At 62.8% G+C, this 15469-nt stretch carries 11 protein-coding genes; 4 read left to right on the forward strand and 7 right to left on the reverse strand.

Annotation, left to right across the window (positions count from 1 at the left end):
- Window positions 1-134 precede the first annotated feature (134 nt).
- Window positions 135-482 (forward strand): helix-turn-helix domain-containing protein, encoded by a 348-nt coding sequence (locus tag ABAC460_RS34425; protein ID WP_081716509.1) that lies wholly within the window; start codon window positions 135-137, stop codon window positions 480-482.
- A 316-nt stretch (window positions 483-798) separates the two neighbouring features.
- Window positions 799-1182: a hypothetical protein gene (locus ABAC460_RS34430; protein WP_023453227.1), complete on the forward strand. Its 384-nt coding sequence runs from the start codon at window positions 799-801 to the stop codon at window positions 1180-1182.
- Window positions 1183-1662: 480 nt separating this feature from the next.
- Here the strand turns inward: ABAC460_RS34430 and ABAC460_RS34435 are convergent, their stop codons facing one another.
- From ABAC460_RS34435 to ABAC460_RS34465, 7 genes are read right to left on the reverse strand one after another with little or no spacing between them, the layout of a single operon-like run.
- Complete coding sequence (locus tag ABAC460_RS34435; protein ID WP_023453228.1) at window positions 1663-2829, reverse strand: glycoside hydrolase family 5 protein; 1167 nt, start codon at window positions 2827-2829, stop codon at window positions 1663-1665.
- A gap of 20 nt (window positions 2830-2849) precedes the next feature.
- Complete coding sequence (locus ABAC460_RS34440; protein WP_023453229.1) at window positions 2850-4487, reverse strand: family 43 glycosylhydrolase; 1638 nt, start codon at window positions 4485-4487, stop codon at window positions 2850-2852.
- A 43-nt stretch (window positions 4488-4530) separates the two neighbouring features.
- A complete protein-coding gene (locus ABAC460_RS34445; protein ID WP_235075797.1) occupies window positions 4531-5832 on the reverse strand; it encodes a glycoside hydrolase family 5 protein in 1302 nt (433 codons plus the stop codon).
- 44 nt (window positions 5833-5876) lie between these two features.
- On the reverse strand, window positions 5877-7310 hold the full coding sequence (locus ABAC460_RS34450) for a DUF1593 domain-containing protein (protein WP_023453231.1): 1434 nt from the start codon (window positions 7308-7310) through the stop codon (window positions 5877-5879).
- Window positions 7307-8872: a GH39 family glycosyl hydrolase gene (locus ABAC460_RS34455; protein WP_023453232.1), complete on the reverse strand. Its 1566-nt coding sequence runs from the start codon at window positions 8870-8872 to the stop codon at window positions 7307-7309. The genes ABAC460_RS34450 and ABAC460_RS34455 overlap by 4 nt, the downstream gene beginning before the upstream one ends.
- Before the next feature lie 11 nt (window positions 8873-8883).
- Window positions 8884-10365: a carboxylesterase/lipase family protein gene (locus ABAC460_RS34460; protein WP_023453233.1), complete on the reverse strand. Its 1482-nt coding sequence runs from the start codon at window positions 10363-10365 to the stop codon at window positions 8884-8886.
- On the reverse strand, window positions 10362-12701 hold the full coding sequence (locus ABAC460_RS34465) for a glycoside hydrolase family 31 protein (RefSeq protein ID WP_023453234.1): 2340 nt from the start codon (window positions 12699-12701) through the stop codon (window positions 10362-10364). The genes ABAC460_RS34460 and ABAC460_RS34465 overlap by 4 nt, the downstream gene beginning before the upstream one ends.
- A gap of 329 nt (window positions 12702-13030) precedes the next feature.
- Between ABAC460_RS34465 and ABAC460_RS34470 the strand changes: the two genes are divergently transcribed.
- On the forward strand, window positions 13031-14224 hold the full coding sequence (locus ABAC460_RS34470; protein WP_023453235.1) for a sigma-54-dependent transcriptional regulator: 1194 nt from the start codon (window positions 13031-13033) through the stop codon (window positions 14222-14224).
- A complete protein-coding gene (locus tag ABAC460_RS34475) occupies window positions 14214-15380 on the forward strand; it encodes a sensor histidine kinase (protein WP_023453236.1) in 1167 nt (388 codons plus the stop codon). Before ABAC460_RS34470 ends, ABAC460_RS34475 begins: the two co-directional genes overlap by 11 nt.
- Window positions 15381-15469 lie beyond the last annotated feature (89 nt).

Genomic DNA, 15469 nt, shown 5'->3' on the forward strand with positions numbered 1-15469 from the left:
TAGGTTCTGAACAGTGAATCGTCCTGGCATGCGCCGCGGGCGAACGTATTTATTCCCACTCTCAGCAACCGGACCTGAATATGGACGAAAGCCGCGTTCATCCCATAGATGTACATGTCGGAAGCCGCGTTCGCATGCGGCGTAAATTTATGGGAATCTCCCAGCAGGTGCTGGGCGACAGTATCGGGCTGACCTTCCAGCAGGTGCAGAAGTACGAGCGCGGTTCGAACCGTATCAGTGCTTCCAAGCTGTGGCACATCGGCCAGGTGCTGAAGGTGCCGATCGACTATTTCTTCGACGGCTTTGCCGGTGGTGAAGATCCCCAGGACGCGCCGGGAGGCACCGAGGCGGCAATCAACGCCTTCCTGACCACATCCGAAGGCATCGAACTGGCGGAAGTCTTCCCGAAGGTGTCAGGCCCCAAGCTGCGCCGCAAGGTTCTGGACCTGGTCAAGGCCCTGGCCGACGACGCCGAAACTTAACTTAAATAATAATCCTATAATTATCAACGCCGTATCCCTTCCCGTCATACGGGGAGTGGGGCGCCCCCGGCGTGGTCAATTGCGGTTAGCAAATGAGACGGCGGGGGATTTGGCCTGCCGTAATACTGCGTCGGTGTGCAGCCCACAGCGACCATGAACCTCTGTCCTCATCCGACAACCTCAGCTTGCCTACAACCATATAACCGTGTTAGATTCTCCTCTCGGGGGCATTCAGATCGCGATGACAACCTCATTCCGATCTGAATTTATCAATGCCTGATGCCGTTGGCATAAGGCTTCAGAGAGGGGAATATCCATGAAAAAAATTGTATGCGCCGGCTTTGCCGCGGCGTGCCTGTTCGCCACGGTGGCCCAGGCCGAGATCGATTCGGACCTGTCGCGCCATATCGAGTCCCGGGTCGATTCGGCCCACACCAAGGCGGCCCAGGCGCAAGCCGCCTTTGACGCCGGCGATGCCAACCGCGGTTGCCGCAGCCTCCTGGGCGCCGCGCGCGATCTCGACAAGAGCATCGATCTGGGCGTTAGCCTGATCGATCGCACCCAGGGCGATCGTTCGATCGAGGAGAACTGGGAAAATGAAAAGGTGCTCCTGAACATGCGTAACCGGCTGGACGCGATCGTCGACGAACGCACCGTGGTTCAGCAGCAGCTCGAATTGCGCTGCCAGACCTCGGCCTAAAGCCGTCGTGTTAACCGGAAGCCTGGACCTTGCGCTCCCGCGGTCCAGGCTTTTTCTTGGGTAGGCCTCGGTCAGCTTGCCACGCCCGTGATCAGCGCTCGACGCGGTAGCGAATTCCGGGCAGCTCAATTTCCCGCGCGAAGCGCCGTCATTCCTGCGGAATACGAGCTCTTGCACTCTGCTGCACATCCGGAATTCCGTGTTTTCAGTGTCGCCGCGTAGCGGCTTCCGTGTGGTCCGTGTTCCGTTTCTTGTTTCAGAGAGCTCCCAGCCAGCCGGCCTGCCCCTGACAGTTAAGAGGAACACGGAAAACACCGAAGCGCCGCCGATGGCGGCGGACACTGAAGCCACGGAATTCTAGACTTCTACATCTCAGACGCACAGCCTTCACTGCCTTGTCATGAAGGCGCTCCGCGCAGGAAATTGAGGCCGTCGCCGGCCTCGTACCGCCACCTTCCGCACAGGCCGGGGCTACACTGGCTACTTCGCCGCGTCGACGATTCCGTCGATGGTGGCCGGGAAGCCTTCTGTGGCGGCGCCGCGGTTGAACAGGCCCGACTGGTGGTTATCGAGATAGCCATTATCCCAGTAGACCGGCACCATGCCGTGCTGGAAGGCCGAACCGGTAATATACTTGTTCCAGTAGTTCCGGTAGATGCCCGTGGCGTCGTATTCGGTGCGCAGGCTGGCGGCATATTCGCCCAGGATCACCGGCACGCCCTTGTCGACGAAGTTCACCTTCATCTTCTGGAACTGGGCGTCGGTATAGGCCTCATTCGCCCAGGTCTCGGTATTGGCCGGGCTGGTGGCGATCGAGCCCCACTGCCATATCTTGCCGCCCGTATTCAGGGTGAAGTTGTATGGGTCGTAATAGTGCACCTCCATCATCAGCCGGCCCGTCGCCGTATCGGTCGGCAGGGTCGAATTGCACAGCAGGGTATGATCGATATTGGTGTTGAAGCCCTGGATGACCAGCCAGCGCGTCGTGTTCTTTACGCCTGTGGCGCGCACCGCATCGACGAACGTCTGATTGAAGCCGTGCTGGACCTGGCAGTATTCCGCCTTGGGCGTGCTGTAGTCGCCGGTGACCATGACTTCATTGGTGCCGGCGAACAGCAGATGGTCGTCATAATCCTTGAAGGTCGTGCCGATCTGGGTCCAGAACTTGGTCAGGCGGGCATCCGCCAAGGCTTCGTTGGCAAAGGTCGGCTGCAGCCAGCCGCCGTCCCAGTGGACATTGATCATGACATACAGGTCGGCGGCGCGTGCATAGTCGACGACCTCTTTCACCCGCGTCATCCAGGCGGCGTTGATGGTGTCGCTACTGTCAGCATACTGTTTCCAAGACACGGGAATACGGATGCTCTTGAAGCCGGCCGCCTTGACCCGGGTCATCAGGGCCTGGGTGGCGGCTGGATTGCCCCACGCCGTTTCCTGCGACACCGAGAAGGGCTGGGTGCCCGCGCCGATGGCTTCCAGGGTATTGCCCAGGTTCCAACCCGGTGACATCTCGGTCAGGGCATTGGCGGCGGTCAGGTTGGAACTGTCGGCGCTGGCGGCACTGGCCGCGAACAAAGCCGCGGCGGCCACGCCGATGGCCAGCGAGATGTTGCGCCGGAGACCCTTGAAACTTTGAACTGAAGACAAACTGGTTCTCTCTTATGATTTTATAATGCGTGGTAGGTGAAGTTGCTGAGCCGCACGGCGCCGTCGCCGGTGCAGCAGATGCCGATCTTCAGGCTCAGAAATCCGCCGAAGACATTGTGGTGCATGCCCGAAACCTCCATCCGGGTCGGATGGCGGATCCAGGTCTTTCCCTCGTCGGCCGAAGTATGCCAGGTGATGACATTGTCCTGGTTGGTGACGCGCAGACGGACACGGCGGCCTTTCAGCTTTTGCCGGTTCCAGGCGTGGTCCTCGGCATACTGCCAGGTCCGGGTTTCTTCGCCGGTAAAGCCTATGCCGACATAGGCCTTGGGATTGTAGTAGAGCAGCAGGCCGGCCACGGCTTCCCCTTCCAATTCCAGGGTCACCTCGGCCTCATAGGATCGGTCGCCGACCGGGCAGGTGAGGGGCGAACTGTCGGCCGGCGAGGTGCCGCTGCCGGCCAGGCGCAGGCTCTTGTCGCCGAACGTCACACGGTCCATCTCGCCGGGCTTCGGGTCGTGGAAGCTCCACTGGGCGCCGAAGCGGTTGGCACTGAAATCGTCCGACAGTTTGAACCCGGCCGGGCCGGCCTTACCACCTTTAGGTTTCTTGATCGGCTTTGACAAATCCCCCCCCAGGGCGCGGAACCAGCCGTCCTTCGTCCATTCGGCGGGCTCCAGCAGGGTCTGGCGGCCCAGGGTCCGGAAGCCATTCTCATAGCCGTGATAGACCAGCCACCAGTCGGCTTCTCCGTTTTTTGGCGAAGGCCCTTCGACCAGGGTGGCGTGGCCGCGCGACCACCAGGGTTCATCGGTACTCAGTGTCCGGACCAGAGGATTGTTGGGGCAGTGCTCCCACGGCCCATGAATGGATTTTGACCGGGCAGCGATGACCATATGGCCGGTGACCGGACCGGCCGTCCCGCCGACGGCGGTGACCAGATAGAAATACTCGCCCCGGCGCAGCAGTTTTGGCCCTTCAGGGGCGAAGTTTTCGACGATCCAGTCGTCGGGATACATCCATGGCTGATAGGCCGGCTCAAGCTTGCCGTCGGCCGCCAGACCATCGTCGGTCAGGCGGATCTTGCGGATGCCGTTGACGAAGAGATAGCGCTTGCCGTCCTCGCCGACGATGTGGCCGGGGTCGATGCAGTCATGGATGTTGAGATCGACTGGGTCGCTCCACGGACCGGCGATATTATCGGCCCAGACGGCGTAGATCGACCACGGTTTGCCATCGGGCGCCGCCGGGATGTAGATGAAGTAGCGGCCGTTGTGCTTGCACAGGTCAACCGCCCAGATGGTGCCCAGCGGCTTGAACAGGGCCGGCCCGACCGGCGTCCAGTTGACCAGGTCGGTCGAGTGCCAGATGACCAGGCCGGGATAGGAAAAGAACGACGAAAACGTCATGTAGTAGTCGTCGCCATCCTTCAGGATGGTCGGGTCGGGATGGTCGCCGGCGATGATCGGGTTGAGATAGGTCCCATCGCCGCGGTCGGCCTTGCGCTGGCCTTCCGGGCCTGTGCCCCATTGCGGCTTGCCCGGCGCTTTGTCGCCGGCCACGGCAACAGCCGGCGCCAGCACGGCGGGTGCCAGTGCGGCGGGTGCCAGGGCAGCGCTGGCGGCCAGGGTGGTGAACAGGTTGCGACGTGTCGTCATCTTGGAGTTCCTTATTCAGGTTACGCTCGGCAACAGCCCGGCCTTACGCCTTCAGGCCGGCGCCTTCCAGTATGGCATCCAGGCCCCGACGATCTAGAACCGCATGGCTGGTCCGGTCGATCAAGGACCCTGTGTCCCACAGGAACGGTATCAGCCCATTCGCCAGGGCTTTCTGGGTGACGTACTTCATCCAGTGCGCACGTGATGCAAGGTGCTTTTCGAGGTCTGCCGGAGTCGTGCGCGTCATGGCGCCGTATTCCCCCAGGATAACCGGAATGCCGACATCGACGAACAGGCGCTTCATCGTCGCCATCATCAGATCGACATGGTCCTCTTCGCCCCAGGTCGCGTTGCGGTCCGGTTCGATCGTCGAGTGATAATCCTTGCCCCAGTAGTAAAACATCTTGCCCCAGGATTCATCCTTGTCCATCAGGGTGAACTGATACGGGGTGTAAAAGTGAACCTCCGCCATCAACCGGTTCGTCGCGGTATCGGTCGGGGTCTTCGTCCAGAGCTTGTCCGACAACTCGACATCGGTGTTCGGCCCCTGCAGGACAAGAGTCCGAAAGGCATTGCGCCCGCCCGTCGAACGGACGGCATCGATAAAGGTCTGATGGTAGGCCAGCAGAACCTCCATCTCCTCAGCCGTGTCACAATTCGGTTCATTGGCGCTGGCGAAGATCAGGCGTTCATCATAATCCCGCAGATGCGTGGCGATTTGCTCCCAAAAGGCCTTTTGCTTGGCGGCAACCGTGTCCCGCGACGACGCCGACACGTTGTTTTCCAGCCAGCCTCCATCCCAATGGATATTGAGGACCACGTACAGATCGGCGTTGATGCAATACTGAACGACGTCCTTGACGCGGTTCAACCAGCTGTCGCTGATTTTGGCGGTCGTTGCGTTGGCGTACTGGTTCCAGGAACAGGGCAGGCGAATGGCGCGGAACCCCTGAGTCTTCGCCGTGTCGATCAGGCCCTGAGTGATCAGAGGGTTGCCCCAGGCGGTCTCGCCGCCCGTGGCTTCCAGCGTATTCCCGATATTCAGTCCCAGCTTGATAAGTGCTGCGATCTGTGTGGGCGTTCGCGTCATGCCCGAAGAGTCGGCAGGCTGCGGGGTGATATTGTAGCTGGGATAAAGACCCGAAGACGAAGACGAAGAAGACGACGACGACGAAGACGAAGACGAAGAGGAAGACGACGACGAAGAGGACGAAGAGCCGCCCCCACCACCGCCGCCGCTGCTGCCACCGCCGCCACCGCCGCAGCCCACCAGGCTTGCGGAAAGCGCCGTTCCGCCCAAGGCGACAAGCATTTTACGGCGTTGCGGATCTGAAAGGTCGTGCATGGAATAGTCCCTGGAACTTTTGTTATATCTTTGGAGATGCGGGTTTATTGGGGCGTGATGGTAACGATGACACGGGCATAGCGCGTCAGGGCGGGCGAACCCTTGTCGGTCACCTTGACGATGAAATGCGCGGTCTCGGTTTTGGTCACCGTGGGCGCGACCACGGGGACGGCGTAGATGTTCTCGGCGCCGGCGATGGCGATCGGTGTCTTGAAGCTTCCCCCTTCCGGATAGTGAAACCAGAGATAACTCAGATTATCGCCGTCGGGGTCGCGGCTGCCGGCGGCGCTCAAGGTAAATTTTTCGCCCGACTTGACCGTGATGCGGTCGGGCTGGCCCAGGGCGACGACCGGCGGGTGGTTGGCCTCGGCATAGGATTTGATGGTCCAGTCCATGCGAGCGGCAAAATCGTTCTGGAAATCCGGACGCCACCGCCACACCGTCGTCTTGTAGCCGGTCGCACTCTTTTCGGCGGGGCGCATGGCGCGGCCGAAAGCGTTGGCGGCAAACGGCGTATAGGTGTCGACAGCGTTGCTCCAGATCGGCCGCGGTTCCTGCTCGATGGCCATGCCGCCGTTAAAGCCCTTGGGGTCGGTATCGGCCACCTTGGGCACATACAGCTCGTAACGGCCGCCCCAGCCGCCCCATTCCGGATGTTCGGGCACGCTTAAACCGTTGGGGATCAACGCCAGGAAGCTGGGTGTATCGCCTTCCATGCCATAGGCCACGTCGGGATACATGGCGCCTAGCGGGCCGTGGCCCTGCTGGATATTGGCGGCCAGCCAGGCATTGCTGATCTCGGTATTATCGAAGCCCGGTTCGACATGCATGATGCCGCTCCAGGTCGCGTTGCCGTAACCGCCAGGGCTGACGATGTAGAACAGGTCCGGGAAGGTCTTGCGCATCCAGATGCCGGAATCGTCCTGATCGGAGATGGTATAGACGCGCAGCTTGGCGACCAGGCGTTTGACCTCGGCCGGCGAGCGGGTCTCGCGGATCCTGTACAGCGCCTGGGCCAGGGTATTGGCCCCGCCCCACACCGACACCCACAGCGGACGGTCGTCGGCTGTGTCGAGCAGGGTGATGATGCGGTCGGAGCCTGGCGAATCCTTGCCCTTGCCGACGCCGGTCATGCCGTAGAGCGGCACGCCCTGGGTGACGCGGTCCTGCAGAGCCTTAGCCGTCGGGAAGCCGGCTTCGTGTTGTAACAGGTTGGGCTGGACCTGGCCGTAGGCGGTGATGATGGCGCGCAGCGTCTCCGGCGCAACCCGGTTCTTCATATGCACGGATGTCGTCGCCACGATGGCTTCGATGTCGATCTCGCTGCTGTAGAGCAGGAGACGGACCATCGACTCGCTGTCGTCGGGCTCGTTCTCGATATCGGTCAGGACGACAACGCGCTGCTTTACCGGTTCGGCTGCAGCCGCTCCGGCGAAGCACAGGCTCACGGCCGCCAGGACGGTGGCTACGGTTTTCACGGCTGCACCTTCACAAGGACGACATCGTTGCTGTTCATGGCCACGGTCACCTCGGCGGTGCCGTCCTTGCCGACAGTGATGCGGCGCGAGCTTTCCGGCGCGTCGGTGGTCAGGCCCTGCAGCTTGGCCAGTTGCTCCGGCGTGGCGTCCTTGGGCGAGCCCATGGCGATCCAGTGCGAATAGGCGTCATTGACCTTGTAGCCGGTGCGCTGGACGGTGAGGGTATAGCTGCCGGGTTTCAGGCCGGACAGTTTCACCTTCGCGGGCACCGAGGCCTTGTTCGGGACCAGCTTGCTGAAGAAGGTGCCGTTGCTGCTGCCCTTTTGGTCGGGATGCTGGTAATCCCAGATGACGGCCGACAGGGCCTTGCCGTCCCACGACGCCCAGACCTGATTATCCGTGGACGGAATCTCATTGCCCTTGAGCGCGTTGAGGTACTTGTAACCGAACCACGACGCCTTGCGGATGCCGTCGCGGGTCATCAGGCCGAAACCGCCGTGGAAGGTGGCCGAGGGCGGGCCGGGCTCTTCGAACAGATCGGAATAGACCCAGTAGCTCATGCCCTGCACGATGCCTTGCGTCGCCTTCAGCTTGCTGAGAATATAGGGGGCGGCAATGTAGGAGTCGTGGCTTAAGTCGCGCGGATTGTAGCTGGTGCTCCATTCGGTGAAGAACAGCGGCAGGCCCGGCAGGTGCGAGGCCTCGATCTCGTTGCGGACCTTCTGGACGTCGCCGATGACGGCATTGGGGTTCTTCGACAGCTGGAGGTCCATCTTGCCCTCCTCGTCGAGATAGCCGTAGTCGACGCCGTAGGTGTGGGTGGTGGCGAAATCGACCGGGGTGTTGGTGGTCTTGGCCCAGCTAAGCAGCTCCGGCACCCAGGCGGCGCCGGCCGTCGACGGTCCGCCGACCTTGAGCTGGGGATCGATGGCCTTGATGGTGCGTGCGGTCAGGCCGTAAAGGGCGAAATAGACCTCCTGGTCGGCATACTGGAAGAAGCCGTCGAGGTTGGGTTCGTTCCACACTTCGAAATACCAGGAACGAACCTCTTCGAGGCCGTAACGGGCGATCAGGTGGCGCACGAAGCTGTCGATCAGCTGCTTCCACAGGTCGAAGCGCGGATGCGAGGTATTGCCCTTCCAGTAGAAGATGGTCTGGTCCGAGGTCTTGATGGCGCCGGGTGTGAAGCCCAGTTCGACGAACGGCTTGATCCCCATCTTCAGGAAGCTGTCGTAGAGATAATCGATCTTGGTCCAGTCATAGACCAGCTTGTTGTCGACCATCTTCACCGTGCCCAGGTCGTCGTGGAAGATGTCGTGGAAGCGGATATAGCGGAAGCCCAGTTCCTGGGCGGCGGTCCTGAGCTGGGCCAGGTTGGCATCGCGGATGGTGGTGCCGGGATAGTCGGCGCCGACCGACAGGTCGAAGAAGCGGTCGACCGGCTGGGTGGCCTTGGCCGCATCCAGCTCGATGGTGCGGGGTGCGGTCGCAGCCAGGGCAGGCGACGCCGCGGCCAGGGCCAGCAGCGAGGTTAGGGTGGTGCGGCGTGAGATATGACGCATGGTGGCTTCCTCTATTTTTCGTTGTCGGCGGGCGCCTGTTGGAACAGGGCAAAGTCGGGCAAGGGCGCGACCGGCGGATCGCCGGCGGTGGTGATGGTATGGATGGTGTCGGGCTTGCCGTTGAATTCTGTCCAGCCGGGCGCGCCCGTGGCGGCAAAGCGCACCCAGGTATCGGCCAATGTCACCGCCAGTTCGCGGTCATGCGCCGTCCAGGCGCGGTCGGACCAGGCCAGGTTATCGAAGGTGTACTGGATTTCAGCGCCGTGGCCTATGCCGCAGCCGTAGTAGCACGGCGTTTCCTGGGCGGGCAGGTGGGCGAAATGATAGACGTAGGACTTGGCCGCGCCGTGCCGGGCCTGAAGATTGGCCCAGTAGACCATGCGCCAGCCCCACCAGTCATTGGTCAGCCGGTTGATCGAGCCCTTAGCCTGTGCATCCGTCGCGCCGGGATAGGCCGCCAGCAGCGCCGGGGACGGCGCGTGAACCAGCAGTTTCGTCACCAGGGCCGTATGGTTCGCCGCCGTGAAATCGGAGGTGCCGAGCAGTTCCGGCGCAAGATCCTTGCCTTCGTCGGCGGTCCAGCCGACCATCAGAGGGACGTCGTTCTGGTGGTGCCGGGCATAGGTGGTGGTCAGGTCTTCCTTCAGGACGTAGCCATCGACGCTGGGGACGGCGTACCATGGTAACTTATGCAGCGCCGCGACGCTCAGGCCGCGCAGGTCGGAGAGATGCGGCGCGCCAGCGGCCTCGGCGTAGGTTTGGGCACGGGTTTCGGCGTTCGTGCGTGAAAAATGGTCGTTCTCGCTGGCATCCAGAGGCAGGGCGAAGTTGCCGCTCTGGGCGATGCCGCGCTGGAACAGCCCCTTGGCGGCGGGTGACGCCACCAGCAGGGTCACCGACTCCCCGCCGGCTGAATTGCCGAAGATGGCGACGCGATTGGGATCGCCGCCGAAAGCCGTGATATTGTCGTGGACCCATTGCAGGGCAGCGATCTGGTCCTCGATGCCCTGGTTGCCGGCGGCGTGGTGCGGCGACTCGGCCGCCAGCTCCGGATGGGCGAAGAAACCGAATATGCCCAGGCGGTAGTTCAGGGTGACGACGATGGCGCCGTGCCGGGCCAGGTTGGCGCCGTCATACAGCGGCTGCGAGGCCGTGCCGCCGTAATAGCCGCCACCATAGAACCACACCAGGACCGGCAGGTCCTTGGCGCCTTCGGGCGCCCAGACGTTCAGGTACAGGCAGTCCTCGCTCTTGGGCTCGGACACCCAGGCCGCGGTCTGAGCACAGGCCGGCGAGAAGCTCTGGGTCGTCCGCACCCCTTGCCATGGAACGACGGGCTGGGGCGAACGCCAGCGCAGGTCGCCGACCGGCGGCGCGGCGAAGGGAACGCCTTTCCAGACCTTCACATCGCCGTCCTGCGTGCCGGCGATCTGGCCGCCGGTCACCTGGACCGGCGCCAGGGCCAGAAGTGCGGCGGCCAGAAGCTGGATCATCGTGACACGACCTTGACCAGGCCGGGCGCCGCCTTCACGAGGGCCTTGTCGCTGCCGGTGGCGGTCAGGGTCTGGCTGGCGTCGTCCCAGTGAAGTTTGGTCTGGCTGGTGCCCTTGCCGCTTTCGTAGTCGTAGCTATTGCCGTCGTCGTCATAGAGGGTGAAGTCGCCGTCTCGGCCCGGATAGACCGTGATGCCGGTGATCGCCTGTTTCGTGGCGGTCGACGGTATGTCGGCACCCAACGGTACGATAGATCCGGATTTCACGAATAATGGGATTTGATCGATCGGAGCGGCAACATTTAACCACTGTCCGCCGGCGAATTTTTCGTTGGTCCAGTAGTTGTACCAATCCGCCCCTGCCGGCAGGTAGACCCGCTTTTCGGTCTGGGCCTGTTCGGTGACCGGGGCGACCAGGAAGGCCGGACCGAACATGTACTGGGTCCCCAGGTCGGCGACATTCGGGTCCTGCGGGAAGTCCATCCACAGCGGCCGCATGAAGGGCGCGCCGGTGTCGTAGGTCGTCTTGGCCTGGCTGTAGATATAGGGAATCAGCTGGTAGCGCAGGCGGTCATACTTCGCCAGAATGACCTCGGCTTCCTTGCCGAAGGCCCAGATTTCGGTGTTCTTGCGGTCGCCGTGCAGGCGCAGGGTCGGCAGGAAGGTACCGTACTGGAACCAGCGGGTGAACAGTTCGGGGTAGTCGTTGTTCTGACCGACCGTCTCGCGCGCATCGGACGGGTCGAGCAGCGGCGCCTTGGTGGCGTTGGTGGTTTGCGGCAACCACTGCCAGCCGCCGATGTCGTTACCCCAGTAGGCGATGCCTGACGCCGTCATGTTCAGACCTGTCGGGATCTGGCGCTGCAAGGCTTCCCACGACGGCTGGATGTCCGACGACCAGAACAGGGCGCCGGTGCGCTGCGAGCCGAGATAGGCCGCCCGCGCCAGGATCAGGACGCGCTTGTTGGGCTTCCACTCGCGCATGCCCTGGGCCACGCCCTCGACATGGACCAGCGGATACAGGTTGCGGTAGCGGTCGCCGGTGCCGATCGAGAAGTGATAACCTTCCGGCACCAGGTCCGGTTCCGTTTCGTCCAGCCACGGATAGTCGAAGCCCTGGCTCAGGATATTGTCCTTGATCTTGCCCCAATACCAGGCGCGCGCCTCCGGGTTGGTGGAATCGATCAGGGCGCCGGTACGGTCCGAACGGAACGGCAGGCCGTCGACCGGCGCGCCGTCCTTATGGTGCAGGAAATAGCCTTTGGCGGCTAACTCGTTGTAATAACGGCCCGAAGTTTCATAGCGCGGCCATACCGAGATGATCGACTGCATGCCCATATCGTGCAGCTGCTTGTTCATCCCGACGGCGTCGGGAAATTGCGCCGGGTCGATATCCATCTGGCCCATGCGCGTCCAGTGGAACCAGTCGACCACCATGACGTCCAGCGGATAACCCTTCTGGCGGTAGGTGTTGGCGACGCGCAGCACCTGTTCCTGGCTGTCGTAGCGGGCCTTGGACTGGATCAGGCCGAAGGCGGCCTTGGGCGGGATAGGCGTCTTGCCGGTCACGCGGGCATAGGCGGAATAGATCTGTTCGGGCGTGTCACCGGTAACGATGAAGAAGCTGACGCGTTCGCCGACATTTGACTGAAAGGCGGTGCGGCCGTTGACGGCGCCGACGAAGCGGGTTTGCGACGGGTTGTCCCAGATGATGCCGTAGCCCTTAGACGAGACCATGAAGGGGACGCAGACGGTCTCACCGGCCGGGGCATCGTACCAGTGCTTGCAGTCCAGGACCTTGCCGCGCAGGTCCAGCGTACCAAGGGATTCCTGGTTCTGGCCCATGCCGTAGAGGTGTTCGTCGGCGGGGGCGATGAAAGAGGCGCCGACCTGGTAGGTTGCTTCGCCGTTGACTTCGTGGGGCGCCATTTCCCAGCCGTTCATGGTCAGCAGGGTGTCGCCGCGGGCGTTTTTGACCGTCAAACCGACCGGCGCGAGCGAGGGGGCGAAATATTTCTCACCCTGGCTTGGGACGCGCGGGGCAGGCGCGGGATTGATCTTTAAAGTCAAGGCATTAGAGGCGAAAGTGTCGCCGTCGGGGCCGGTCGATTGGCGAAAGCTGTCATTGTTCGCATTAACTGGAAGTATGCCGTAGCCGGGGCCTTTGAGCGCCTGGTCCTTGTCGGCGGCGATGACGACGTGGATGGCATTGGGACCGTAGGCTTCGACGCTGACCCAGGCGCCGTTGCGGTCCAGGGTGGCGATAGGCGCAGCGGTGGCGGCGGAGGCCAGGGTGAAAATGGCGGCCAGGGCGGTGGCGGCGGAAAACTTGATCATCTGGGCTCCGTCGAAAGATAAAAAGACCCCTCCCGGTGTGACGTCCGGGAGGGTGAAGGTTGGAAAGACGGTCCTGGGAGAGGTCGCCGGCAGCAGGGACCGTGCTGTACCGGCAAGAATGGCCGCTACCCGAGCGTCGCGGCCAATCGTGTGAGCGCTAACATCCGCAGATGTGCGCAAAATGAGGTGGTGGCAGGCTCCCTGAGTCTTATTTTTGTCCATCCTACAATTGTTGTGATAAATGACCTAACCAGCCGAATTTGTTTGACATTTCGGCGATGTGTCCGGCAATGTGTCCGCTTAAGTGACCGCACTGTCCGGAATCGTACATGCAAAAAACCGTCCTGTTTGTCGACGACGATGCCGATGTCCGCAAGACCGCCCAGCTGTTGCTGAAGAAGGCGGGCTACGGCTTTCATGGCGCCGCCGGGCCGGAGGAGGCGTTCAGCCGGCTGGTCTCCGATCCGGTCGATGTCATCCTGCTGGACCTCAATTTTGCGCGCGCCCAGACCTCGGGCGAGGAAGGCCTGGCCTGCCTGCGCGACATCCTGCGCCATGATCCGCAGGCGGCGGTTGTCGTGGTCACCGGCCATAGCGGGTTGAACATCGCGGTGCAGGCTTTGCGCAACGGCGCGCGCGACTTCATCATGAAGCCGTGGAACAATGAGCGGCTGATCCAGGCGATCGAAAGCGCGTCGGCCGCGCGCAAACCGGAGGCGGCGCCGGTGGCCGATCCGTCGATCCTGATCGGGCGGTCGGAGGCCATGGCGCGTATCAAGGCAATGATTGATCGTTGTGCGACCTTGACGGCCGCTGTGCTGATCCGCGGCGAGGTCGGGACCGGCAAGACCCTGGCCGCCACCAGTCTGCACCGCCAGTCGGGCCGCGATCACATCGTCCATCTCGAGGCGCATGCGGTGACGCAACTGGATGACACGCCGAACACCACCCTGGTGCTGGAGAATATCGAGCGCCTGCCCGAGGCGATGGCACCGGTGTTGCTGGCGTGGCTGAACCCGGCGCCGCGCCGTAACAGCCGGCTGGTCGCCACCAGTTCGAAGCCGTTGCGCGAACTGGGCCTGGACCGCGGGTTGACCTATGCCATAAGCACCCTGGATGTCGAAATGCCGCCTCTGCGTGAACGCGGCGACGACATTGTTCAGTTGGCGGCGCATTTCCTGCGGGTGACCTGTCAGAACCACGGTTTTGCGGCCAAGACCCTGTCGCCCGAGGCCGAGGCTCTGCTGATGGCCCATCCGTGGACGGACAATGTCCACGCCCTGCGCCATCTGATCGAGCGCACGGTCATCCTCAGCGACAGCGCGGTGATTTCGGCCGGCGACCTGCCGCTCGACTATGGCGAGGCTGTCCCCGCGCAGGTGGCGCCTCGGCTGGCGCAATCGGAGAAGGCGATGATCGAGGACGCACTGAAACGGCACAATTTCAACGTGTCGGCGGCGGCGACCGAGCTGGGCCTGACGCGGCCGGCCCTTTACCGGCGGATGTCGAAACATGGCCTTTAATTCCCGCCTCTCGCATCTGTTGGCCGCCGTCGCCCTTGCGGTGATGGCGGTCTTTGCCTGGGACGCCGGCCGCCAGGGACTGTGGGCCAACATGGTGCTGGGCGTCCTGGCCGGGCTGGGCTTGCTGGTGTTTCTAGCCGTCACCTACAGCATGCGGCGCAATCCGGATGAGCCGGCGGTGGTCGGGCCTGAGGACGCCGGCAATCTGCATATCCTGCTGGATCAGATGCCGATCCCGCTGGTGCGCCATGCCGCCGGCGAAGGACCGAGGGCGCTGAACCGTGCGGCACGCGGCCTGTTCGGTACCGACGACCTGATCGTCACCGGCGCCGAGGTCCTGGTTCCGGCTGTGACTGGGGCTGTGGCCGGATCGAGCCCGGTGCTGAGCCTGTTCGGCCGGTCGTATGCCGTCGGCGTCAGCGAGATCCTGTCCGATGACGGCGCGGTGCGGCTGGCGACGCTGACCGATGTCGAGATGGAGATGAACAAGGCGGAGGCAGCCGCGTTGCGCGACACCCTGCATATCCTCAGCCATGAGATCATGAATTCGCTGACGCCGGTGGCGTCCCTGGCCGATATCGCGACGTCATATCTGGCGCAGGAAAAGGGCGAGAATGTCGAGGCGGCGGGTGAGGCACTGGAGATGCTGTCGCGGCGGGCGGGCAGCCTGACGCGGTTTATCGAGGCCTACCGGTCGGTGGCGCGGTTGCCGGAACCGGTGTTGCAGCCGGTCGATGCGGGGCGATTGGTGGAGGAGATCGTGGCGCCGTTTCGCGCTACCAGCGGGGTGGTGTTCGAGGTAACGGTCGCGGAGGGTTTGCCGCGCGTGTTGCTGGACGAGTCTCAGATCAGCCAGGCGGTGATCAATGTTTTGACGAATGCGGTCGAGGCGACGGAAGGCTGTGAGGATCGGCGGGTGGTGGTTTCGGTAGGGGCGGGGGCTCAGGCGGTGGTGATCCGGATTTCGGATACGGGTCCCGGTGTGCCGGACGCTTTGCGGGCCAACCTGTTCACGGCTTTTGCCACGTCCAAGCCGAAGGGCACCGGGACGGGGTTGAACCTGGCGCGGCAGATCGCCTTGGCGCATGGCGGGAATCTGCAGTTGGTCGAGGGCGGGATGACGACGTTTGCCTTTACCCTGCCGGTGCGGGGTTGACATGACGGGACAGGAAATCCGTTGCGTGGTAAAAGAACGACTATCGCTGCTGGTTCAACGCGCTCCCTCCTCCCTACGAAGTGGGGAGG

Origin of the sequence: Asticcacaulis sp. AC460 (assembly GCF_000495795.1) — a bacterium.
Lineage (GTDB): Bacteria > Pseudomonadota > Alphaproteobacteria > Caulobacterales > Caulobacteraceae > Asticcacaulis.